The sequence below is a fragment of the Streptomyces sp. AK010 genome (genome assembly GCF_014207295.1).
GTDB classification, from domain to species: Bacteria; Actinomycetota; Actinomycetes; order Streptomycetales; family Streptomycetaceae; genus Streptomyces; species Streptomyces massasporeus.
Genome location: NZ_JACHCX010000009.1, coordinates 55,337 through 78,641, shown reverse-complemented (window position 1 = coordinate 78,641; position 23,305 = coordinate 55,337). Strand labels below are relative to the sequence as shown.

The following is a 23,305-nucleotide window of genomic DNA, read 5'->3' as shown; positions in this document are numbered from 1 at the left end:
GGACCGGCTGGTCATGCCTTCTGCGGCTGCCCGGCCTGCGGTGGTGATGGCTGTGTTCGGTGTGGTGTTCGCCGTGGTGGGTGTGGTGGCCGACGTGATCGGCGCGCTGACCGCGTCTGCCCGCGGTCGTCCGCCCGGGTCGCCGCCGGCAGCCCCGCCCGCTCGGATCGCTCGTCCATAGGCCGTGCATCGCCTGTCGCCCCCCTCACAGTCCGAACTGTCCGTCCCCGGCGCCGAACGGTCCCCGGCGCAGCCCCTGTCGGGACGATACACCAGTCTCGTCACTCAGGGACATAGCTTCTCTACGCTCCGTGACGATCAACAGATATATGAGTACCCACCGCACCTGAAGGATTGCGGACGGTACTCGAAGGTCTCTCAGTCGGTTGATGCACCCGTCGTGAGGATCACGTTGCGGAGCGGCTCCCGGTTCACATAACGGTTCAACTGGTCCACCAGGAGCCGCTTGGCGCGCGGAAGGAACGCGGAGGTGGGTCCGCCGGCGTGGGGGCTGACGAGTACCCCCGGTGCACGCCACAGGGGGTGTTCGCGCGCCAGCGGCTCCGGGTCGGTGACGTCGAGGGCGGCGGTGATGCGGCCGGTCTCCAACTCGGCGAGCAGGGCCTTGGTGTCGACGACCGGGCCGCGGGCGACGTTGACGAGGAGCGCGCCGTCCTTCATGCGGGACAGGAAGTCGGCTCCGGCCAGGCCACGGGTGGTTTCGTTGAGCGGGGTGGACAGGACGACGACGTCCGCCTCCGGCAGCAGCGCGGGGAGTTCGGTGAGCGGATGCACCGGACCGCGCGCCGTGGTGCGCTCGGAGCGCGCGACGCGCGCCACCCGCGCCACCTCGAACGGAACGAGCCGGTCCTCGATGGCCTCGCCGATCGAGCCATATCCCACGATGAGGACGTTCTTGTCGGCGAGCGCGGGGCGGAACCCGCCGAGCCACTCCCCCCGGTCCTGCGCGCGGACGAAGTCGGGGATCCCGCGCAGCGACGCCAGGATCAGCGCGAGCGTGAGCTCGCCGGTGCTGGCCTCGTGCACCCCGCGCGCATTGCACAGCCGCACGCCCGCCGACAGCTGCCCGAGGCCCGGCTCGACGTGGTCGATCCCGGCGGAGAGGGTCTGCACGACCTGCACGTTGCTCATCCGCCCCAGGGGACGCACGCACAGCGGACTGGGCTTCATGTAGGGGACGACGTAGAAGGCGCAGTCGGCCGGGTCCGCGGGGAACTCCTCCGCGCCGTTCCAGAAGCGGTAGTCCGGGCCCTCGGGGAGTCCCTCGATCTCGTCCGGCGGGATGGGCAGCCACACGTCAGCAGTCATGCTCTGGAGGCTATGTCAGGAGCGTGCGACGGCAGAGGTTAGGTTGGGGTGGCTCGAACAGGGAGGGTCACGACCAGGTGGAGCGCAGGACGATCGGCGCGGCGGCGCTCGCGGTGGGGGCCGTCGGACTCGGGTGCATGCCGATGAGCTGGGCCTACAGCGCGTCGAGGCGGCGCGGCGACGAGTCGCTCAGGGCGATTCACCGGGCGCTCGACCTGGGTGCGTCCCTGCTGGACACGGCCGACATGTACGGCCCCTTCACCAACGAGCTGCTGCTGGGGCGGGCGTTGAAGGAGCGGCGGTCCGACGCGTTCGTGTCGACGAAGGTCGGGCTGCTGGTGGGCGACCAGCACATCGTCGCCAACGGCCGCCCCGGGTATGTGAAGCGCGCCTGTGACGCGTCGCTGCGCCGGCTCCAGACGGACGTCATCGACCTCTACCAGCTGCACCGGGCCGACCCCGAGGTGCCGGTCGAGGAGACCTGGGGCGCGATGGCGGAGCTCGTCCAGGCCGGGAAGGTACGGGCGCTGGGCCTGTGCGCGGTGGGCGCGCGGGCCGGCCGCCGGTCCGGGGCACGGCTGCACGACGGAACGATCCGGCAGCTGGAGCGGGTGCAGCAGGTCTTCCCGGTGAGCGCGGTCGAGGCGGAGCTGTCGGTGTGGTCGCCGGAGGCGCTGGAGACCCTGCTGCCCTGGTGCCGGACGCGGGGCGTCGGTTTCCTCGCCGCGATGCCGCTCGGCAACGGCTTCCTGACCGGCAGGCTGCGGCCCGGCGCCGGCTTCGAGGCGGACGACCCGCGTGCCCGGCACCCCCGCTTCACGGCCGAGATGATGGCCGCGAACCAGCCGGTCGTCGCGGGCCTGCGCCGCGTCGCCCGCCGGCACGGCACGGACGTCACGCCCGGACAGGTGGCCCTCGCGTGGGTGCTGGCCCAGGACCCGCACGTGGTCCCGGTCCCGGGCACGAAGCAGGAGCGCTGGGTCACGGAGAACACGGCCGCGACGGCGGTGCGCCTGACCCCCGACGATCTCAAGGAGATAGCCGGGCTGCCGCCGGCCCAGGGGTCCTGGGACTGAGCTCCGGTTCCGCCTCCGGTGCGTTTCGGGCAAACCCCGTCCTTCCCGGTCCGGCGTTCCGTGATCGGGAACCTGGGAGCCGCGAGCGGTGTATGACAGGGAGAGGACCCGCCCCGTCGAAGGGACCATGATCGTGCAACGTCGAGCCGCCCCGGCCGTGCTGGCCGCCGCCGCGCTCCTGCTGACGGCCGGTTGCTCCTCCGACAGCGGGGGCTCGTCCGGCAAGCAGACGAGCGCCTCCCCGAGCCGTACGGCACCCGGGTCGTCCGCGCCGCCGGGGCAGGCCGCCGAGGAGACGCCTCCGGCCAAGGGGTCGGTGAAGGTGGTCCGCACCGTCGCCGAGGGCCTGGACTCCCCCTGGGGGCTCGCTCCGCTGCCGGGCGGCGGCCTGCTCGTCTCCTCCCGGGACGACGGGACGATCGTCCGGGTCGACGAGAAGACCGGAAAGAAGACCGAACTGGGCGAGGTTCCGGGGGTCTCGGCCGCCGGCGAGGGCGGCCTCCTCGGGATCGCCCTGTCCCCCGACTACGCCTCGGACCACATGGTCTACGCCTACTTCACCTCGGCCTCCGACAACCGCATCGTCCGCATGATCTACGACGAGCAGAAGCCGGCCGGCGAGCAGCTCGGCGCGCCCGACACCGTCTACAAGGGCATCCCCAAGGGCTTCATCCACAACGGCGGCCGCATCCAGTTCGGCCCCGACAAGATGCTCTACGTGGGCACGGGCGAGAGCGGCGACACCGGTCTGTCCCAGGACAAGGACTCCGTGGGCGGCAAGATCCTGCGCCTGACGCCGGAGGGCGAGCCGGCGCCGGGCAACCCCTTCCCTGACTCGCCGGTGTACTCGTACGGCCACCGCAACGTGCAGGGCCTGGCCTGGGACGGCAAGCAGCGGCTGTTCGCCTCGGAGTTCGGCCAGGACACCTGGGACGAGCTCAACGCGATCAAGCCGGGCGACAACTACGGCTGGCCGGAGGCCGAGGGCCGGTCCGGCGCCAAGGGGTTCCACAACCCGATCGACCAGTGGACGACGGCGGAGGCCTCCCCCAGCGGCATCGCCTACGCCGACGGCTCGATCTGGATGGCGGGCCTGCGCGGCAAGCGGCTCTGGCGCATCCCGCTGAACGGCACGGAGGCCTCGGCCGAACCGCAGGCCTTCCTGGAGGGCGAGTACGGCCGGCTGCGCACGGTGGTGTCGGCGGGCGGCGACCGGCTGTGGCTGGTGACCAGCAATACGGACGGCCGGGGCGACCCGGAGGGCGGGGACGACCGGATCCTGGAACTGCGGGTGACGTAGCGACTCCCGCGATGCCTAGTGCCGCGGCAGGCAACGTTCGCCCCGTCGCGACGCCCGGCACGCACTCTCGCCGCACCGGGCACAAACCCAAGTACATCCAGTACGAGGGCATGCACCCGGCACGCCGAGAGCACGCACCGGACGCCGCTCCTTGACGGGCAAACGTTGCCTGCCGCGGCACTAGTTCCCGGGGTTGTCCTGCTCCTCGTCGGGCGGGCGTACGACGACCTTTCCGGACGCGAGATCTATCGGCCCGCGTCCGGGATCGCCGTCCCCGACGTCCTCACGGGTCAGTTCCAGGCGGTTCTGCTCGTCGCGGGTGTGCTTGCGCCCGGGCGAGAACAGCTCCTCCAACATGTTGAACAACGGGTGCCTCCCTGGGCCGCGGGCTTCATGTCATCCGCGACGTCCCTTACAGCGTATGCCTCAGCCCGCCGGGCCGGGCATGAGCATGTCGGCCGGGAACAGCCCCAGCCGGTGCGCCACCGCCGCCGCCTCGCCCCGCCCGGAGACGCCGAGCTTGCCCAGGATGTTGGAGACGTGCACGCTCGCCGTCTTCGGGGAGATGAACAGCTCCTGGGCGATGCGGCGGTTGGTGTGGCCGACGGCGACCAGGCGCAGGACGTCCCGTTCCCGGCTGGTGAGGCCGAGGGCCTCGGCGGGGTCGGCCGGTGCGGGGCCGGGCTGCGTGGCGGGCGAGAGCCGGAGGCGGGCGCGCCGGCCGAGTGCGGTGGCGGCATCGGCGAGCGGCCGGGCGCCGAGGTGGCGGGCGACGGTGCGGGCGAGGCGGAGCAGTTCCGTGGCGCGCTCGCGCTCGTCCTCGCCGGCGCACGTCAACAGGGACTCGGCCAGGCGGTACCGGACGCGGGCGAGGTCGTAGGGCCGGCTCAGGGGTTCGAAGGCGGTGACCACCTCCGACCAGGTGTCCGGGGTGCTCCGGCCCTCGGCGCGGTGGAGTTCGGCGCGGACCCACTGCTCGTGGGCGAGCCAGACGGGGGCGTGGGTGGTGAGGCGCTTGACGGCGGAGAGTATGCCGTCCAGGACCTGCCCGCGGCCGTCGCGGGCGGCGGGCAGCGCCCGGGCGTCGGCCTCGGCGGTGGCCGCCTGGAGCAGCAGCGGCCAGGCGTAGCGCTGGGTGCCGAGCGGGAAGCCGGATTCCAGGGTGCGGGCCAGTTCGGCGCGGGCATCGGCCAGGCGGCCCTCGACGGCGGCCACGGCGATGGTGAGACAGGAGACCGGCAGGTCGTGCTGCGGCATGGGGTCGTGCGGGCCGTAGGAGGCGCGGGCCTCGGCGAGGTGGCGGGCGGCCTCGGACACCTCGCCGCGGGCCAGGGCGAGGAAGGCCAGGGTGCTGGCGCCGGACCCGTACGGTGCGGCCGTCTGCCCTTGCCGCTGGGCGCTGACGGCGGACTCAGCGGCCTCCTCCCAGCGGCCCAGGGAGATCAGCGACTCGGCGAGGTTGCCCCGGACCCAGCCCTCGGACTCGGTCAGCCCCATCCGGCAGGTGAGCCGCAGGCCCTCGCGCAGGATGTCCACGGAGTCCTCGGAGCGCCCGATGCCTTCCAGGGTGGAGGGCAGGTTGACATGGCTGCGGCCCACGACAGCCGCGAGATCTCGGGCCACCACCTCGTCCCTGACGTCGTACATGTGGGCCAGCCCGGCCTCGATCTGCCCGGCCTCGACCATGAGCCCGCCGAGCGTGAGGCGGGCGTTGTACTCGATCTCGTCGGCGCCCACCATGCGCGCGTACTCGACGGCCCGCTCGGCGGCGGTCAGGGCCTCCGGGCCGGGCAGGCGGAGCATGGACCAGTGCGCGACGGTGGCCAGCACCTCGGCGTGCACCTCGGACGCCGGCAGGCCGCGGACCAGGTCCTGGGCGGTGGCGATCTCCTTCCAGCCGTCGCCCCGGGCCAGCCGCTGCACCAGCCGGGAGCGCTGGATCCAGAACCAGGCCGCACGCAGGGGGTCGGGCTCGTCCTCCAGCAGGCGCAGCGCCCGCTTGGTGATCTTCAGGGCGCGTTCCCGCTCCCCGCAGAGCCGTCCGGCGACGGCCGCCTCGGCCAGCAGATCCAGGTAGCGCAGCGCGGTGGTGGCCGGGTCGCGGCCGCAGGGCGGATAGACCTCGGCGTAGTCCACGGGGCGCAGAGTCCGGCGGACGGCGTCGGGGGCGGCGTCCCACAGTTCCATCGCCCGTTCCAGGAGGCGGAGTTGCTCGGAGTAGGCGTGGCGGCGGCGGGCCTCGACGGAGGCTTCGAGGACGGCGGGCAGGGCCTTGGCGGCGTCGTGGGCGTGGTACCAGTAGCTGGCCAGGCGGGTCGCCCTCTGGTCGGCGGGGACGAGGGCCGGGTCGCTCTCCAGGGCTTCGGCGTAGCGGCGGTTGAGGCGGGAGCGTTCGCCGGGGAGCAGGTCGTCGCTGACGGCCTCGCGGACCAGGGAGTGGCGGAAGCGGTAGCCGTCGCCGCCGGGTGCGGGGGCGAGGATGCTCGCGTTCACGGCGCCCCGCAGCGCCTCGATGAGATCGTCCTCGGCGAGCCGGGCGACGGCTGCCAGCAGCCGGTACTCGACGGTGGAACCGCCCTCGGCGACGATGCGGGCGACCTGCTGGGCGGTCTCCGGCAGTCCTTCCACGCGGACGAGCAGCAGGTCGCGCAGGGAGTCGGTCAGGCCGGTCCGGCAGCCCTCGTGGGCGGCGACGGCGAGTTCCTCGACGAAGAAGGCATTGCCGTCGGAGCGTTCGAAGATCGCGTCGACCCGGTCCGGCTCGGGCTCGTGGGCGAGGATCCCGGTGACCTGGCGGCACACCTCGTCGCGGTTGAAGCGGGCGAGTTCCAGGCGGCGGATCGTGCGGAGCCGGTCGAGTTCGGCGAGCAGGGGGCGCAGTGGGTGGCGGCGGTGGATGTCGTCGGAGCGGTAGGTGGCGAGGACGACGAGGCGGCCGGTGCGCAGGGTGCGCAGGAGGTAGGAGAGGAGGTGGCGGGTGGAGGCGTCGGCCCAGTGCAGGTCCTCCAGGGCGAGGACGACGGTGTGCTCGGCGGTGACGCGCTCCAGCAGGCGTGCGGTGAGCTCGAAGAGGCGGGCCATGCCGTCCTCGTCGTGCCGCCCGGCTGCGGACTCGCCCAGCTCGGGCAGCAGCCGGGCCAGTTCCTCCTCCTGGCCGGCGGCCGCGGCGGCCAGCTCGGCGGGGAGTTCGCGGCGCAGGGCGCGCAGGGCGGTCGAGAAGGGGGCGAAGGGCAGTCCGTCGGCGCCGATCTCCACGCAGCCGCCGAGTGCGACCACCGCCCCGCGCCGGCGGGCGGCGGCGGCGAACTCCTCGACGAGGCGGGTCTTGCCGACTCCGGCCTCCCCGCCGATGAGCAGTGCCTGCGGCTCGCCCTCGCGGGCGCGGACGAGCGCGTCGTGCAGCGTGCCCAGTTCCTCGGCACGGCCGACGAACACGGGGCTCACGGACCTGGTCTCCACGGCCCCGAGCATCGCATGCGGGTCCGACGGCACGGCACCGGTTTTCCGTCGAACGGCCGGAGCAGCGGCCGCCGTTCCTGTGCGAACGACGACCGCTGCTCCGGTGGCGGCCACGCGGGCGGCCGGCCCCGCCCCGGTGTTCACGCGGTCCGGGCGGATCGCGGCCGGCGGAAGCGGCGGCTATGGCTCTCGTGCTCGGCGGAGTCCTGGCCGGCTTCGTGGCGGGCCGCGCGGCGGGCCCGGGCGGCTTCGCGGACCAGGCGCTCGTGGTCGGCACGGCGGATGAGGTCGTTGGTGCGCAGCTGCTGGAGCTCGTACTCGTACATGGTGTGTCCTTGAGGAGAGTCGGTCACGGAGTGCTTCTCCGTGCTGACCTCACTCTCGTCTCCCAGGTGGGGCCGCCACATCGGGAGAGTTCCGCATCTTCGACCACGCGGGGGGCCTTAGACGCGGCTGAGGGGCCTCAGGCGCTCCGTAAGGTGCTCACGGAACGCCTAAGACCCCTCAGGACCTGCGGGCTATCAGCTCGCGGACGGCAGTCCGAGCAGGATGCCGGTGTACTTGAGGACGGCCAGGAACAGGCCGATGACGCCGAGCGCGACTCCCGCCCAGGCGACGGACTTGATCCAGGGGGCCTGGATCCGGCCCGGGGTGCCGAACGCGGGCCGGGCGAGCGTCACGACGCCGACGACCAGCGCGATCAGCGCGAACAGGCCGCCCCACAGGGCGGTGGTCTGCCAGGCGTCGCCGTAGACCGCCTGGATCTGCTGGGCCACGCCCGCGTTCTGCGCGGTCTGCAGCTGGCCGACGAGGTTCTGGCGCGCGGAGGCCACGGTGCCGATCCAGCTGCCGGTGAGCGAGACGACGCCCAGGGCGGCGGAGACGACGGCGGCGGCGCCCTGTCCGACGCCGGAGGGGGCCTCCTCCTTGGTCTGCGCGTCGTCGGCCGCGGCCGGGACCTCGGTCTCGGGCACCTCGTCGGACGTGGTGGTGTCCACCGCCTTCTCGTCGGTCGTGGCCTTGGTGGCCTCGGTCTCGTCCACTGCGTTCGTAGCCATGTCTCGCACCGTAGGGTCGCTGTCTGAGAAGTCTCTTAATGATCGTTGTGAGCGGCACGCGCGCGTGCGGCGCGCCACTCGGGCGCCAGCACCGACCAGACTTCGAGATCGTGCCGTACGCCACCATAGGGGTGTGCCTCGCGCCGCACACCGTCCCGGGTCATGCCGAGTCGCCGCGCCACGTTCAGGCTGGGCCGGTTGCCGGTGGCGGCGACCCACTCGACGCGGTGGATGCCCCGCTGCTCGACGGCCCAGTCGATGAGGACCCGCATCGCGCGCGTGACCAGACCCCGGCCCGTCGCGGCCGGCTCCAGCCAGCAGCCGACCTCGCAGTTGCCGGTCGCCGCGTCGAAGTTCAGGAACAGCACTCCGCCCACCAGCGTGCCCTCCAGCCACAGGCCGTGCAGGGACCCCGTGTCGGCGGCGCGCATGTCGGCGTAGCGCTGGAGCTTGGCGCGGGCCGAGAGCAGGTCCGTCTCGGTCGTGCCGAACGGGATGTACTGCCCGATGAACTCCCGCCCCCGCTCCAGGTGCGCCAGGAACTCCCCGGCGTGCCAGGGCTCCAGGGGCCTCAGCTCGGCGTCGTCATCCAGGGATATCGCGTACATCCCGCTGCCGCTCCTCCTCCGCCAGGACGTCCGCCACCTCGGCGTCCGTCGCGGCGGCCAGCCTCTCATGGGCGGCACGGCTCTCGGGCGGCTCGATGCTGATGCGCGGCATGCGCTTGTCCAGCCAGCGGGGCAGCCACCAGTTGGCGCCGCCGAGCAGGTGCATGAGGGCCGGGACGAGGAGGGTGCGCAGGACGAAGGCGTCGAGGGCGACGGCGGCGGCCAGGGCGATGCCGAACATGGCGATCACGCGGTCGCCGCTGAGGACGAAGGCCAGGAAGACGGAGATCATGATGACCGCCGCCGAGTTGATCACCCGGCTGGTCTCGGCGAGGCCGACGCGCACGGCCCGCCGGTTGTCGCCGGTCTCCAGCCACTCCTCGTACATCCGGCTGACCAGGAAGACCTGGTAGTCCATGGAGAGGCCGAAGAGCACCGACACCATGATCACGGGCAGGAAGGGTTCGATGGGCCCCGCGCTGCCCAGGCCGAGCAGTTCGCTGCCCCAGCCCCACTGGAAGATCGTGACCACGACTCCGAAGGCGGAGGCCACGGCGGCGACGTTCATCGCGGCGGCCTTCAGCGGGATGCCGACGGACCGGAAGGCCAGCAGGAGCAGCAGACAGCCCAGGCCGATGACGGCCCCGACGAAGACCGGCAGCTTGGAGACGATGACGTCGGCGAAGTCGTCGTAGCCGGCCGTCATGCCGCCCACCTGCACATCGAGCGAGGTGCCCGACTCGGCGCGCGGCAGCACCTCGCCGCGCAGCCGGTCGACGAGGTCGCTGGTGTGCTGCGACTGCGGGGAGGACTCCGGGACGACGGTGAGATAGGCGGTGTGGCCGCCGGAGTCGAAGGTCACGGGGGTCACCGAGGCGACGCCGTCGGTGGTGCGCAGGGTGCTGTCGAGGTTGTCCAGGGCGAGCTTGTCGTCGGCTCCGTCGACCTGGGTGACGAGGGTGAGCGGGCCGTTCACGCCCGGACCGAAGCCGTCGGCGAGCAGGTCGTAGGCCTGGCGGGTGGTGGCGGTCTTCGGGCCGTTGCCCTGGTCGGAGGTGCCCAGGTGCAGGGAGAAGGTGGGCAGTGCGAGGACGCCCATGACGACCAGGGCGAGTGCGCCGAGCACCTTGGGGTGGCGTTCCACGAAGGCCGACCAGCGGGCCGCGAAGCCGGTGGGCAGCTCGGGTTCGGGCCCGTGCTCCGCGAGGCGGCGGCGCTCACGGCGGCTGAGCGCGCGCATGCCGATGAGGGACAGCAGGGCGGGCAGCAGGGTCACGGAGGCGGCGACGGTGAGGATGACGGTGAGGCTCGCCGCTATGGCGACGCCGTTGAGGAAGCTCAGCCGCAGGATCAGCATGCCGAGCAGGGCGATGCAGACGGTCGCGCCCGCGAAGACAACGGCCCGTCCGGTGGTCGCGACGGCGTGCGTGGCCGCCTCGGTGACGGACAGCCCGCGTTTCAGCCCGCGCCGGTGTCTGGTGACGATGAACAGCGCGTAGTCGATGCCGACGCCGAGCCCGATGAGCATGCCCAGCATGGGGGCGAAGTCGGCGACGGTCATGGCGTGCCCGAGCAGCACGATCCCCGCGTAGGCGGTGCCGACGCCGACCAGGGCGGTGGCTATGGGCAGCAGGGACGCGGCGAGCGAGCCGAAGGCGAGGAACAGCACCACGGCGGCGACAATCACTCCGACGATCTCTGCGACGTGCCCGCCGGAGGACTCGGTGAGTGCGACGGCGCTGCCGCCCAGCTCCACCTGCAGCCCGTCGGTCTCGGCGCTCTTCGCGGTGTCGACGACGGCCTGCGCCTCGCTCTGGGCGATGTTCTCGGCCTGGTCGTCGAAGGTCACCGAGGCGTACGCGGTGTGGCCGTCCTCGCTGACGCGGCCCGTGCCGGGCCCGTCGTAGGGGCTGGTGACCGAGGCCACGCCGGGGAGGTTCTCGATCCGGTCCAGGGTGCGGGTCATCGTCTGCTCGACGTCGGCGGCGCGGACGCTGCCGGACGTGGTGTGCCAGACGACGGTGTCGCTGTCGCCGCCGAGCCGCGGGAAGCCCTCGTGCAGCAGCTCGGAGGCGCGGCCGGACTCGGTACCGGGAACCTGGTAGTCGTTCGAGTACGCGGTGCCGGCGACGGCGGCACCCGCGGCGACACCCGCGAACGCGAGGAGCCACAGCATGACGCTGAGCAGACGGCGCTGGACACACCAGCGGGCGAGGGCTGCCACGAAACGTGCTCCCGGGTTGCCTTGTGTGGATCTTTGACCGGGAACAGTCGTTCATGAACTGAACAGCCAGCAAAGAACGCATGAGCAATGCGCTGCCACTCTTACAAACGAACGAGATCATTTGTCGTTTTCGTGGGCTTGTTCACAGCGGCCCGTCTCAGTCGAACTGGTCCCCCAGCGCCATCACCATCACGCCCGCGATCAGCAGCCACAGGGCCCTCCGGGTGCGCCCTCGGGAGCCCAGCACGGCGGCGGCGGCGCACACGGCGGCCCCGCCGGCGTAAGCGGCCGGGACGAGGGCCGGTGCGGAGCGGATGAGGCGGAGCAGCGCCGCGGCGAGACCGGCCAGCGTCAGCGCGGCGCCGGTGCCCGCAGCCGTCCAGCGGGCCCGGCGCGCGTCCTCCAGGAGGTCGTCGGACTCGTGCGGGAGATCGTGGGACTCGTGCGGGAGATCGTCGGACTCGTCCAGGAGATCGTCGGACTCGTCCAGGAGATCGTCGGACTCGTCCAGGAGATCGTCGGACTCGTCCTGGTCGGCTGCCGCCTGCGAGTCCGCTGCCTCTGGACCGGTGTCGGAATCAGGACGTCCACTCATGGCCGAGACGGTAGCGCGCCGTGCGCGGAAAACCGGGCGCGGGGCCGCCGGGCCGGCTGTTGGCGTCCGTCGGTCCGAGAAACGCCCGCGGCCTCCCGCCGCCCGGCCGAAGCAGGTGCATTGTTTGACGGTCCGACCCGAGCTCCTACGCGACCCCGTTCTTCCGCAAGGACTCAAGGAGCCCGTTCACCGATGTCGGACATCACTTCCCGGACCCCGAACGACCCCCTCACTGACCGTGTGAGCCACCCCGGCTACCCCCGCAGCAACGGCTACGACGCCCGCTGGATCATCGACAACCAGATGGGTCCGCACGCACTGTGGCTGCTGGAGTGGCTGGCCCCCGCCCTGGGGCTCGACACCCTGAGCCCCGGCTCCCGGGTGCTCGACCTGGGCTGCGGCCGCGCCATGACGTCGATCTTCCTCGCCAAGGAGTACGACGTCCAAGTCGTCGCCGCCGACCTGTGGATCAAGCCCGACGAGAACGCCGGGCGCATCGCCGAGGCGGGTGTCGCCGACCGGGTCCTGCCCGTGTTCGCCGAGGCCCATGACCTGCCGTTCGGCGAGGGCACCTTCGATGCGATCGTCTCGGTCGACGCCTACCAGTACTTCGGCACCAACGACCTGTACCTGCCCACTCTGACCCGGCTGCTGAAGCCGGGCGGGCGGATCGGTGTCGTGATGCCGGCGCTGCGGGAGGAGCCGGAGGGCGACGAGCCGCCGGCGCACCTGAAGGAGTACTGGGAGAAGGATCCCGGCTTCTGGGCCTTCCACTCCCCCGCCTGGTGGCGGCGGCTGTGGGCCCGCAGCGGGGCCGTCGAGGTCGAGACGGCCGACTGGCTCGACGACGGCTGGCGCGACTGGCTGCTGTGGAGCGAGGTCTGTGCCGAGGAGAGCACGAGCGAGTTCATGGCCGACATGGCCCGCTGGTCGGTCGAGCTGATGCACGCCGATGTGGAGCACGTCCTGGGCTTCACCCGCGTCGTCGGCCGCCGCGTGTGAGTGACGAGGGGGGATGCACCGGGTCCGGTGCATCCCCCCTCGTCGGGTCCGCTGCGGTCAGCCCTCGCTGACGCCCAGCTTCTCCAGGATCAGTTCCTTCACGCGGGCCGCGTCGGCCTGGCCGCGGGTGGCCTTCATGACCGCACCGACCAGCGCACCGGCCGCGGCCACCTTGCCGCCGCGGATCTTGTCCGCGACGCCCGGGTTGCCGGCGATGGCCTCCTCGACGGCGGCGGTGAGGGCGCCCTCGTCGGAGACGACCTTCAGACCGCGCTTGTCGACGACCTCGTCCGGGGTGCCCTCGCCCGCGAGGACGCCCTCGATGACCTGCCGGGCCAGCTTGTCGTTCAGGTCGCCCTTCGCGACGAGCTCGGTGACCCGGGCGACCTGCGCCGGCGTGATCGCCAGCTCGTCGAGCGCCTTGCCCGACTCGTTGGCGCTGCGGGCCAGCTCGCCCATCCACCACTTGCGGGCGGAGGCGGCGTCGGCCCCGGCCTCGATCGTGGCGACGATGGGCTCCAGCGCGCCGGCGTTGAGGATGGCCTGCATGTCGGTGGCCGTCACGCCCCACTCCTCGCGGAGCCGGCTGCGGCGGACCAGCGGCAGCTCGGGCAGCCCGGCGCGGATCTCCTCGACCCACTCACGGGACGGGGCCACGGGGACGAGGTCGGGCTCCGGGAAGTACCGGTAGTCCTCGGCCTCCTCCTTCACCCGGCCCGAGGTCGTCGACCCCGTGTCCTCGTGGAAGTGGCGGGTCTCCTGGATGATCGTGCCGCCCGAGGACAGCACGGCCGCGTGCCGCTGGATCTCGAAGCGGGCCGCGCGCTCCACGGACCGGAGCGAGTTGACGTTCTTCGTCTCCGAGCGCGTGCCGAACTTCTCCCGGCCGTGCGGGCGCAGCGACAGGTTCACGTCGCAGCGCATCTGGCCCATCTCCATGCGGGCCTCGGAGACGCCGAGCGCCCTGATGAGCTCGCGCAGCTCACGGACGTAGGCCCGGGCGACCTCCGGGGCACGCTCGCCGGCGCCCTCGATCGGCTTGGTGACGATCTCGATGAGGGGGATGCCGGCGCGGTTGTAGTCCAGCAGCGAGTGCGAGGCGCCGTGGATGCGGCCGGTGGCACCGCCGACGTGCGTCGACTTGCCGGTGTCCTCCTCCATGTGGGCGCGCTCGATCTCCACACGGAAGGTCTCGCCGTCCTCCAGCTGCACGTCGAGGTAGCCGTTGAAGGCGATGGGCTCGTCGTACTGGGAGGTCTGGAAGTTCTTCGGCATGTCCGGATAGAAGTAGTTCTTCCGGGCGAAGCGGCACCACTCGGCGATCTCGCAGTTCAGCGCGAGGCCGATCTTGATCGCGGACTCGACGCCGGTCGCGTTGACGACCGGGAGAGCGCCGGGCATGCCGAGGCAGACCGGGCAGGTCTGCGTGTTGGCGTCCTGGCCGAGGGCGGTCGAGCAGCCGCAGAACATCTTGGTCTTGGTGCCGAGTTCGACATGGACCTCGAGGCCCATGACGGGGTCGTACGACGCGAGTGCGTCCTCGTACGACACCAGGTCGGTCGTGGTGGTCACGGTGAGTACTTCCCTCTCAGCCCAGCAGAACGTCGTCGTCGCCCAGCTGCTTCAGCTCGCGATAGAGAATGGCCAGGTTGGTGACGACCGCGGCGCCGGTCACGACGGCGTCGAGCAGCCGCAGCGTGTCGTTGTCTCCGCGGGCCTTCTTGATCTGCTTGTAGACACCGACGGCGCCGAACGCCGACGTGGCCATCGAGATGTACAGACCGGACTTGGACTTCTTGAAGCCCTTGGCCTTGGACAGTGCGCTCACAGCGACGGAGCCTCCTCGATCAGCGGGTGGCCCCACTTTTCCACGAAGGCGGCCTCGACGGCGGCACCCACCTTGTACAGGCGGTCGTCCTTCATGACGGGGGCGATGATCTGCAGGCCGACCGGGAGGTTGTCCTCCGGGGCGAGGCCGCACGGCAGCGACATGGCCGCGTTGCCCGCCAGGTTGGTCGGGATGGTGCACAGGTCGGCGAGGTACATCGCCATCGGGTCGTCGGCGCGCTCGCCGATGGCGAAGGCGGTGGTCGGGGTCGTCGGGGAGACGATCACGTCGACCTGCTCGAACGCCTTGTCGAAGTCCTGCTTGATGAGCGTGCGGACCTTCTGGGCGCTGCCGTAGTAGGCGTCGTAGTAGCCGCTCGACAGGGCGTACGTGCCGAGCATGATGCGGCGCTTGACCTCGGGGCCGAAACCGGCCTCGCGGGTGAGGGAGGTGACCTCCTCGGCGGAGTGCGTGCCGTCGTCGCCGGTCCGCAGGCCGTAGCGCAGGCCGTCGAAGCGGGCGAGGTTGGAGGAGCACTCCGAGGGCGCGATCAGGTAGTACGCCGACAGCGCCAGGTCGAAGGACGGGCAGTCCAGCTCGACGATCTCGGCGCCCAGTTCCTTCAGCAGCTCGACGGACTCGTCGAAGCGCTGGATGACGCCGGCCTGGTAGCCCTCGCCGCGGAACTGCTTGACGACGCCGACGCGCATGCCCTCGACGCTGCCGTTGCGGGCGGCCTCGACGACCGCCGGGACGGGCTCGTCGATGGAGGTCGAGTCGAGCGGGTCGTGCCCGGCGATGACCTCGTGCAGCAGCGCCGCGTCCAGGACCGTGCGGGCGCAGGGTCCGCCCTGGTCGAGGGAGCTGGAGAAGGCGACCATGCCGTAGCGGGAGACCGCGCCGTACGTCGGCTTCACACCGACCGTGCCGGTGACGGAGGCCGGCTGGCGGATGGAGCCGCCGGTGTCGGTGCCGATGGCGAGCGGGGCCTGGAAGGAGGCGAGCGCGGCGGACGAACCGCCACCGGAGCCGCCGGGGATCTTGGTGAGGTCCCAGGGGTTGCCGGTCGGGCCGTAGGCGCTGTTCTCGGTGGAGGACCCCATGGCGAACTCGTCCATGTTGGTCTTGCCGAGGATCACTACGTCGGCGGCCTTGAGCCGCTTGGTGAGCGTCGCGTCGTACGGCGGGATCCAGCCCTCGAGGATCTTCGATCCGACGGTGGTCGGGATGCCCTCGGTGGTGAAGATGTCCTTCAGCGCGAGGGGCACGCCGGCCAGCGGGCCGAGCTTCTCGCCCTTGGCGCGCTTGTCGTCCACGGCGCGGGCCTGGGCGAGGGCGCCCTCGCGGTCGACGTGCAGGAAGGCGTGCACCTTCTCGTCGACGGCCTCGATGCGGGCGAGGTGGGCCTCGGTGACCTGCACCGCGGTGAGCTCGCCGGAGGCGATCTTCGCGGCGGTCTCGGCGGCCGTGAGCTTGATGATGTCCGTCATGGCTGTTAGTCCTCCCCCAGGATCTGCGGCACCTTGAAACGCTGCTGCTCCTGGGCCGGGGCGCCGGAGAGCGCCTGCTCGGGGGTGAGCGACGGACGGACCTCGTCCGCCCGCATGACGTTCGTCAGCGGGAGCGGGTGCGAGGTCGGCGGTACGTCTTGGTCGGCGACCTCACTGACGCGTGCGACCGCGCCGATGATGTCGTCCAGCTGTCCCGCGAAGTGCTCGAGCTCTTCGGGCTTCAGCTCCAGACGCGCCAGCCGGGCGAGGTGGGCGACCTCCTCGCGCGTGATGCCAGGCATGCAGCGATCCTCTGGGGTGAGTGAATGTGGTTTGGCCCAATCCTATGGGGCGGGGGGCCGTGCCCGTGAAACGGTTTGCCGCCCCGGAGGCTCTCGGCCCCCCTCAGACCGCGAAGAGCGGTCCCGCGATGACCAGGACGACGACCGCGGTGGCGAAGTGGATTCCGAAGGCGACCGCCTTCGTTCCGCCGTTGCGCAGCACGATCAGGGTGTCGCCGAGCGGCACGAGCGCCACGGCGAGCATGAACCAGGCCCCGGCTCCGGCCCCCGCGAAGGCGAGCAGCGCCAGACCGGCCGGCCCGAGGGTGCCCTCCCTCAGGCCCTTGATCGTCAGACGGCTGCCCGAGGAGGCACACGAGCAGCGACTGGCGCTGCTGATCGGCCACTTCGTGCCGCCCGGCACGAGCTGAGCGCTCACCCGAAGCCCGGGGCCGGGGCCGGGGCCGGGGCCGGGAGAAGTGGAGCGGCCGGGCGAGCGGAGAGGCGGGTGCGGCCTACTCGTCGGCCGTCGCGGCGGGGAGCGCGGCGCGTGGGCGCTGCCAGCCCCGGGGCCCCCGCGCCCGCAGCCACGCCGTGGTCTCCTCCGGGGGCATCGCCGCCGCGACCAGCCAGCCCTGCACGGCGTCGCAGCCGAGGTCGCGCAGGCGCTCCCAGGTCTCGTCGTCCTCGACGCCCTCGGCGACGACGAGCAGTCCGAGGGAGTGCGCGAGGTCGACCGTGCAGCGCACGATCTCCGCGTCCTCGGTGTCGACCGCGAGCCGGGCCACGAACGAACGGTCGATCTTCAGCTCGCTGACCGGGAGCCGGCGCAGGTGCACGAGCGAGGAGTAGCCCGTGCCGAAGTCGTCGAGGGACATCTTCACGCCGTGCGCGGTCAGTTGGTTGAGGGTGTCGGCGGCACGCTGCGGGTCCTCCAGCAGGACGTGCTCCGTGATCTCCAGTTGGAGCGCTCCCGCCGGGACGCCGTGCCGGGCCAGCCGGGCGGCGACGGAGCCGGCGAAGCCGGGGGTGTGCACATCGCGCGGGGAGACGTTCACCGCGACCGGGACGAACAGGCCCTGCTCCCGCCAGTGCGCGACCTGGCCGAGCGCCGTCTCCAGGACGTACTCGGTGAGGTGGGGCATCAGGCCCGAGGACTCGGCGATCGCTATGAACTCGTCCGGCGGCACCTTGCCCCGCTCGGGGTGCACCCAGCGGACCAGGGCCTCCAGGCCCGCCACCTGCCCGTCGAAGCGGACTTTGGGCTGGTAGTGCAGATGCACCTCGTGCGCGTCGAGGGCGCGGCGCAGATCCCCCAGCAGGCCGAGGCGGTCGGGGGTGTTGGAGTCGCGCTTGGACTCGTAGACCTCGACGCCGGTGCGGTCCCGCTTCGCCTGGTACATCGCCACGTCCGCCCGGCGCAGCAGCCCTTCGGCGTCCAGGGCGTGGTCGGGGAAGACGGCGACTCCGGCGCTGGCCTCCAGGACGAGGGTGAGGCCGTCGAGGTCGAGGGGGGAACTGAGGGCGGCGACGAGGTTGCGGGCGACCCGGGTCGCGGAGGTCGTGGAGTCGGCGACCGGCAGTAAGACGGCGAACTCGTCCCCGCCGAGCCGGGCGGCCTCCGCACCGCGCGGCAGCGCCACCCGCAGCCGGTCGGCGATCTGCAGCAGCAGCCGGTCACCGGCGAGATGACCGAGCGTGTCGTTGACCGACCGGAACCGGTCGAGGTCGATCAGCATCAGGGCGGCGCGGGCGTTGATCCGCTCCGCGTCGTCCAGCGCGGTCCAGATGCGCTCCAGCAGCCACTGGCGGTTGGGCAGACCGGTCAGCGGGTCGCGCAGCTGCTCCTCCGCCCGGGCCCGGGCGATCCACAGGGTGGAGTCCAGGGCGATCAGCGGGATGGAGAACAGCGGCAGCAGGATCGGCTTGGCCACGGCGACCACGCAGACCAGCGGCGCGATCCCCAGCAGCGCGACCGCGACCAGGCCTTGTCTGGCCAGGGCGGTGCGGGCGACGGTGGGCAGGCCGGGGCGCGGGGCGTGCAGGTACCAGAGCAGGACGCGGGTGACCATCAGGTAGGCGACGGCGACCAGGGCCACCTGGGGTGCGGTGGCGAGGGTCCAGGCGGCGGGCTCCGCCGGAGCCTCGACGGACGGCACGGTGCCGAAGACGCCCAGCACGAGCGCGCCGGCGCCGATGCCGAGGAGGTCGACCGCGCCGTGCAGCACACCTTGGCGCCAGCGGTTGCGGCGGGCTATCCCGACCAGTACGACGACCGTGAGGCTGACCAGGCCGGCCGGAACCCAGCCGTAGAGCAGCAGGACGGCGAGGGTGAGGGCGGCGCCCGAGCCGGTGCCGCCCCACCAGCGGGAGCGGCCCAGCATGACGAGGTGGCCGACGATGATGCCGGTCAGGACGGCCAGCGACCAGCCGGCCGTGCCCGCCGGGAAGAGCGCGTGGCCGTCGGTGAAGGCGCGGTAGAAGCCCGCGCCGAGGACGAACCCGGCCGCCGCGACGACGGCCGCGGGCAGCGCGGGCCAGGACTGGTGCCGTTCGTCGTCCGCGTCGTCCGCGCCGGTGAGTCCGGGCGTGTGTTCGGTGCTCGGCTGTGCTCCGGGGCCGTCCGCGGCGCGCCCCGCACCGCCACGTCCGTTCGGGGTGTACTGTCCGACGGCGCGCACCTCCGCACCCGGACGCCCCGCCGGCCTGACGGCCTCACGGACTGCGCGCCATGCGACCGCCATGCGGCGCAGGCGCGGCCGTGAGCCCGGCACGGCGCTCTCGGTCGGTTCCATTCCCGTCCCTCTCACAGCCGGCGGTGCCCACGCCCCGCGGCCCGGTGCCCGACAACCCTTAGGCGGCCCGCGCCCGAAAACCCTTCCCCGCGCTCCGTGCGAGCACGACGATGCCCCGACCGCAGCTGGGCACGGCAGGCGCACCTCTCAACAGTAGGCCGCAGAAGGCTTCCAGGGGCAGCGGTCGCCGACGGTTGCCCGAATGCGCCCCGGCCACCCGTATGCATCTGGTATGCGCCGAACGGGTGGCCTTCAACCGCTACTCCTCGGCCGAAAGGGCGACTTCGGCCGCCGCGTCCGGTCCCTGCTCCAGCAGGACGCCGAAACCCTCCTCGTTCAGGACCGGAACCTTCAGCTGCATCGCCTTGTCGTACTTCGACCCGGGGCTGTCACCCACCACGACGAACGACGTCTTCTTCGAAACCGAGCCGGTCACCTTCGCGCCGCGGCTCTGCAGCGCCTCCTTGGCGCCGTCCCGCGTGAAGTGGTCGAGGGTGCCGGTGACGACGACGGTGAGGCCTTCGAGGGGGCGCGGCCCCTCGTCCTCGCCGGTGCTCTCGGCCTCCATGCGGACGCCCGCGGCCTTCCACTTGCGGATGATGTCGCGGTGCCAGTCCTCGGCGAACCACTGCTTCAGGGAGGCGGCGATGGTGGGGCCGACGCCCTCGGTGACCGCCAGCTCCTCCTCGGTGGCCTGGTCGATGCGCTCGATCGAGCGGAACTCGCGGGCCAGTGCCTCGGCCGCCACGGGGCCGACGTGACGGATCGACAGGCTGGTGATGACCCGGGCGAGCGGGCGCTCCTTGGCCGCCGCGATGTTCTCCAGCATGGCGACCGCGTTCTTGCGGGGCTCGCCCTGCTGGTTGGCGAAGATCGTGGCGACCTTCTCCTCGCCGGTCTTCGGGTCGCGCTTGGGCAGCCCGCTGTCCGGGTCGAGGACGTACGCCTTGATGGGCAGCAGCTGCTCGATGGTGAGGTCGAACAGGTCGCCCTCGTCGACCAGCGGCGGGGTCTTCGGCTCCAGCGGGGCGGTGAGGGCCGCCGCCGCCACATAGCCGAAGTGCTCGATGTCCAGCGCCTTGCGGCCCGCCAGGTAGAACAGGCGCTCGCGCAACTGGGCCGGGCAGGTGCGGGCGTTCGGGCAGCGCAGGTCGACGTCGCCCTCCTTCATCGGCCGCAGCGCCGTACCGCACTCGGGGCACTCGCTCGGCATCACGAACTCGCGCTCACTGCCGTCGCGCAGGTCGGCGACCGGGCCGAGGATCTCCGGGATGACGTCACCGGCCTTGCGCAGCACGACCGTGTCCCCGATGAGGACGCCCTTGGCCTTGACCACGTCCTGGTTGTGGAGCGTGGCGAACTCGACCTCGGAGCCCGCGACCGTGACCGGTTCGACCTGGGCGTAGGGGGTGACCCGGCCGGTGCGGCCCACGCCCACGCGGATGTTGACGAGCTTGGTGTTGACCTCCTCCGGCGCGTACTTGTAAGCGATGGCCCAGCGCGGGGCGCGCGAGGTGGAGCCGAGGCGGCCCTGGAGGGGGATCTGGTCGAGCTTGACGACGACACCGTCGATCTCCCACTCCACGGAGTGGCGGTTCTCACCGAAGTACGCGATGAACTCCCGGATCCCGTCCAGGCCGTCTACCACCCGGTTGTGGCCGGATGTGGGCAGGCCCCAGGACTTCAGCAGGTCGTAGGCCTCGGAGAGACGGGTCAGACCGGTGAAGCCCTCCAGGGCGCCGATGCCGTGGACCACCATGTGCAGGGGTCGGGTGGCGGTGACGCGCGGGTCCTTCTGGCGCAGTGAACCGGCCGCCGCGTTGCGCGGGTTGGCGAAGGGCTTGTCGCCGGCCTCGACGAGGCGGGCGTTGAGCTCCTGGAACTTCTCCATCGGGAAGTAGACCTCGCCGCGGATCTCCACCAGGTCGGGGACGGAGTCGCCCTTGAGCCGGTCGGGGATCTCCGCGATCGTCCGCACGTTCGGCGTGATGTCCTCACCGGTGCGGCCGTCGCCGCGGGTGGCCGCGCGGGTGAGGCGGCCGTGCTCGTAGGTGAGGTTCACCGCGAGGCCGTCGACCTTGAGCTCGCACAGGAAGTGGTAGTCCTGCTCGCCCAGTTCCCTGGCGATGCGCTCCGTCCAGGCGGCCATCTCCTCGTCGTTGAACGTGTTGTCGAGGGAGAGCATGCGCCGGCGGTGCTCGACCGCCGTGAACTCCGTCTCGTAGGAGCCGGAGACCTTCTGGGTCGGCGAGTCCGGGGTACGCAGCTCCGGGTACTCCTCCTCCAGCGCCTCCAGGGAACGCAGCAGCTGGTCGAACTCCGCGTCGCTGACGACGGGAGCGTCCTTCACGTAGTAGCGGAAGCGGTGCTCCTCGATCTGCTCCGCGAGGCGCGCGTGCTTCTCCCGTGCCTCTGCGGGCACCGTCGTCGTCTCCGCTTGCTTGTCGCCGGCCACCGTGTCGTCCTCCCGTTACTCTGGGTTGTCCGCGAGGGATCTCGCCGCCCGGGCGCAGTGCGCGAGAGCCGTGCGCGCGTACCCCGGGGAGGCCCCCGCGAGTCCGCACGCCGGGGTGACCGTGACCGCCTCCGCGAGAAGCCCCGGAGACAGCCCCAGCCTGCGCCACAGCGTCCTGACACCCATGACGCTACCGGCAGGGTCTGACAACGGGCCCTCCGCGGACGGGACGACACCGGTGAAGAGCCGGGTGCCGCCCTCCACGGCCTCCCCGATCGCCTCGTCGTCACGCTCGGTGAGCAGCGAGAAGTCGAAGGAGACGGCGGCCGCGCCGGCCCGGCGGAGCAGCGCGAACGGCACGTCGGGGGCGCAGGAGTGGACCACGACCGGGCCCTCGGTGTGCGCCCCGACGAGGTCGCGCAGCGTCTGCTCGACGACCTGCCGGTCGACGGCCCGGTGGGTGCGGTAGCCGCTGGCGCTCTTCACCTGCCCGCGCAGGACGGCCGTGAGGGACGGCTCGTCGAGCTGGAGGACGAGCTGCGCGCCGGGGATCCGCCGCCGCACCTCGGCCAGGTGCTGGCGCAGTCCCTCCGCGAGGGAGGCGGCGAGGTCGCGGCAGGCACCGGCGTCGGAGAGGGCCGCCTCGCCGTTCCTGAGCTCCAGGTTGGCGGCGAGGGTCCAGGGGCCGACGGCCTGGACCTTCAGCGGCCCCTCGTACTCCTGTGTGAACTCCTCCAGCGTGTCGAGATCCTCGCCGAGCCAGGAGCGGGCCCGCTTGGTGTCCCGCCCCGGCCGGTCCCCGAGACGCCATCCGCTGGGCTCCACGCGCGCGTAGAGCTCGACGAGCATGCCGGCGGTCCGCCCGGTCATGTCCGCGCCGGGTCCCCGGGCGGGCAGTTCGGGCAGGAAGGGGAAGTCCTCGAAGGTGCCGGTGACGGTTTTGGCGGCCTCACGGGCGTCGCCGCCCGGCATGGACCCCACGCCGGTGGCCGCGCCGAACCTGAACTGGCTGTTTTCGCTCACCGGAGAAGCCTACGCAGGGGCCCGGCCGGGGTCAGGTCCCCGGGGTCGGCTCCCGTGGTCGGCTCCCGGGATCAGCCCCCCGGGCGCACCGTCAGGTCGTTGACCTCCGCGTCCCGGGGCAGATCCAGGGCCATGACGATCGTCGTGGCGACCGACTCCGGGTCGATCCACCGCGCGGCGTCGTACTCCTTGCCCTCCTGCTGGTGGACCTTGGCCTGCATGGGGCTGGCCGTGCGGCCGGGGTAGACCGAGGTGACGCGGACCCCGTTGCCGTGCTCCTCGTGGCGCAGGGAGTCGGCGAGCGCCTTCAGGCCGTGCTTGGAGGCTGCGTACGCGGACCAGTCGGCGTGGGCGTTGAGGCCGGCGCCGGAGTTGACGAACAACACGTGGCCGCGGGCGGCGCGCAGTTGGGGCAGGAAGTGGCGGGTCAGCTCGGCGGGGGCGACCAGATTGACGTTGAGCTGCTGGCGCCAGGCCTTCGGGGTCAGCTCGCCGACCGGGCCGAGGTCGACGACGCCGGCGATGTGCAGCAGCGAGTCCACCCGGTCCGGCAGCGACTGGTGGGAGAAGGCCCAGGAGAGCCTGTCGGGGTCGGCGAGGTCACCGACCAGGGTCCGCGCCCCGGGGAACTCGGCCGCCAGCTCCTTCGCGCGGCCCGCGTCGCGGGCGTGCAGCACGAGGTCGTCCCCGCGCGCGTGCAGGCGGCGGGCCACGGCCGCGCCGATGCCGGAGCCGGCTCCGGTGATCACATGAGTAGCCATGCCCGCCATGCTCGCATCAGT

At 72.2% G+C, this 23,305-nt stretch carries 20 protein-coding genes; 3 read left to right on the top strand and 17 right to left on the bottom strand.

Features of this window, described 5'->3' with window-relative positions; genetic code table 11:
• Window positions 1–378: 378 nt before the first annotated feature.
• The gene (locus tag HDC93_RS18770; RefSeq protein WP_185012070.1) at window positions 379–1,329 is read right to left on the bottom strand and encodes a 2-hydroxyacid dehydrogenase; all 951 of its coding nucleotides are present in this window, start codon (window positions 1,327–1,329) and stop codon (window positions 379–381) included.
• Between the two features lie 77 nt (window positions 1,330–1,406).
• Here HDC93_RS18770 and HDC93_RS18765 point away from each other — a divergent pair, with 77 nt between their 5' ends.
• Together HDC93_RS18765 and HDC93_RS18760 are read left to right on the top strand one after the other, a co-directional pair.
• Window positions 1,407–2,405, top strand: coding sequence for an aldo/keto reductase (locus HDC93_RS18765; protein WP_185012069.1), 999 nt, complete (start codon window positions 1,407–1,409; stop codon window positions 2,403–2,405).
• 127 nt (window positions 2,406–2,532) lie between these two features.
• Window positions 2,533–3,705, top strand: a complete 1,173-nt coding sequence (locus HDC93_RS18760) for a sorbosone dehydrogenase family protein (RefSeq protein ID WP_185012068.1) — start codon at window positions 2,533–2,535, stop codon at window positions 3,703–3,705.
• Between the two features lie 180 nt (window positions 3,706–3,885).
• Here HDC93_RS18760 and HDC93_RS18755 read toward each other — a convergent pair whose 3' ends face one another.
• From HDC93_RS18755 to HDC93_RS18725, 7 genes are all read right to left on the bottom strand, one after another.
• Window positions 3,886–4,071 (bottom strand): DUF6191 domain-containing protein, encoded by a 186-nt coding sequence (locus tag HDC93_RS18755; RefSeq protein ID WP_185012067.1) that lies wholly within the window; start codon window positions 4,069–4,071, stop codon window positions 3,886–3,888.
• A 60-nt stretch (window positions 4,072–4,131) separates the two neighbouring features.
• Entirely contained in the window at window positions 4,132–7,176 is a 3,045-nt protein-coding gene (locus tag HDC93_RS18750) for a helix-turn-helix transcriptional regulator (RefSeq protein WP_185012218.1), read from the bottom strand.
• A 128-nt stretch (window positions 7,177–7,304) separates the two neighbouring features.
• The gene (locus tag HDC93_RS18745) at window positions 7,305–7,517 is read right to left on the bottom strand and encodes a hypothetical protein (protein WP_398778673.1); all 213 of its coding nucleotides are present in this window, start codon (window positions 7,515–7,517) and stop codon (window positions 7,305–7,307) included.
• A 168-nt stretch (window positions 7,518–7,685) separates the two neighbouring features.
• Window positions 7,686–8,222, bottom strand: coding sequence for a hypothetical protein (locus HDC93_RS18740; RefSeq protein WP_185012066.1), 537 nt, complete (start codon window positions 8,220–8,222; stop codon window positions 7,686–7,688).
• Window positions 8,223–8,257: 35 nt separating this feature from the next.
• The gene (locus tag HDC93_RS18735) at window positions 8,258–8,830 is read right to left on the bottom strand and encodes a GNAT family N-acetyltransferase (protein ID WP_185012065.1); all 573 of its coding nucleotides are present in this window, start codon (window positions 8,828–8,830) and stop codon (window positions 8,258–8,260) included.
• Window positions 8,808–11,054 (bottom strand): MMPL family transporter, encoded by a 2,247-nt coding sequence (locus tag HDC93_RS18730; RefSeq protein ID WP_185012064.1) that lies wholly within the window; start codon window positions 11,052–11,054, stop codon window positions 8,808–8,810. The genes HDC93_RS18735 and HDC93_RS18730 overlap by 23 nt, the downstream gene beginning before the upstream one ends.
• Before the next feature lie 157 nt (window positions 11,055–11,211).
• Window positions 11,212–11,649: a hypothetical protein gene (locus HDC93_RS18725; protein ID WP_185012063.1), complete on the bottom strand. Its 438-nt coding sequence runs from the start codon at window positions 11,647–11,649 to the stop codon at window positions 11,212–11,214.
• 192 nt (window positions 11,650–11,841) lie between these two features.
• Here HDC93_RS18725 and HDC93_RS18720 point away from each other — a divergent pair, with 192 nt between their 5' ends.
• Complete coding sequence (locus HDC93_RS18720; RefSeq protein ID WP_185012062.1) at window positions 11,842–12,651, top strand: cyclopropane-fatty-acyl-phospholipid synthase family protein; 810 nt, start codon at window positions 11,842–11,844, stop codon at window positions 12,649–12,651.
• 57 nt (window positions 12,652–12,708) lie between these two features.
• Here the strand turns inward: HDC93_RS18720 and gatB are convergent, their stop codons facing one another.
• From gatB to HDC93_RS18675, 9 genes are all read right to left on the bottom strand, one after another.
• Window positions 12,709–14,223, bottom strand: coding sequence for an Asp-tRNA(Asn)/Glu-tRNA(Gln) amidotransferase subunit GatB (gatB, locus tag HDC93_RS18715; RefSeq protein ID WP_185012061.1), 1,515 nt, complete (start codon window positions 14,221–14,223; stop codon window positions 12,709–12,711).
• 16 nt (window positions 14,224–14,239) lie between these two features.
• Complete coding sequence (locus HDC93_RS18710; protein WP_030851407.1) at window positions 14,240–14,479, bottom strand: hypothetical protein; 240 nt, start codon at window positions 14,477–14,479, stop codon at window positions 14,240–14,242.
• On the bottom strand, window positions 14,476–15,969 hold the full coding sequence (gene gatA / locus HDC93_RS18705; protein WP_185012060.1) for an Asp-tRNA(Asn)/Glu-tRNA(Gln) amidotransferase subunit GatA: 1,494 nt from the start codon (window positions 15,967–15,969) through the stop codon (window positions 14,476–14,478). Before gatA ends, HDC93_RS18710 begins: the two co-directional genes overlap by 4 nt.
• 5 nt (window positions 15,970–15,974) lie before the next feature.
• Complete coding sequence (gatC, locus tag HDC93_RS18700; protein ID WP_007384860.1) at window positions 15,975–16,271, bottom strand: Asp-tRNA(Asn)/Glu-tRNA(Gln) amidotransferase subunit GatC; 297 nt, start codon at window positions 16,269–16,271, stop codon at window positions 15,975–15,977.
• A gap of 103 nt (window positions 16,272–16,374) precedes the next feature.
• Window positions 16,375–16,650, bottom strand: coding sequence for a DUF4267 domain-containing protein (locus HDC93_RS18695; RefSeq protein ID WP_311774582.1), 276 nt, complete (start codon window positions 16,648–16,650; stop codon window positions 16,375–16,377).
• 115 nt (window positions 16,651–16,765) lie between these two features.
• On the bottom strand, window positions 16,766–19,045 hold the full coding sequence (locus HDC93_RS18690) for a bifunctional diguanylate cyclase/phosphodiesterase (protein ID WP_185012058.1): 2,280 nt from the start codon (window positions 19,043–19,045) through the stop codon (window positions 16,766–16,768).
• Window positions 19,046–19,304: 259 nt separating this feature from the next.
• On the bottom strand, window positions 19,305–21,500 hold the full coding sequence (gene ligA, locus HDC93_RS18685; protein ID WP_185012057.1) for an NAD-dependent DNA ligase LigA: 2,196 nt from the start codon (window positions 21,498–21,500) through the stop codon (window positions 19,305–19,307).
• 15 nt (window positions 21,501–21,515) lie between these two features.
• Window positions 21,516–22,523: a methionine synthase gene (locus HDC93_RS18680; protein ID WP_185012056.1), complete on the bottom strand. Its 1,008-nt coding sequence runs from the start codon at window positions 22,521–22,523 to the stop codon at window positions 21,516–21,518.
• A gap of 71 nt (window positions 22,524–22,594) precedes the next feature.
• Window positions 22,595–23,284, bottom strand: coding sequence for an SDR family oxidoreductase (locus HDC93_RS18675; protein ID WP_185012055.1), 690 nt, complete (start codon window positions 23,282–23,284; stop codon window positions 22,595–22,597).
• Window positions 23,285–23,305: the final 21 nt, after the last annotated feature.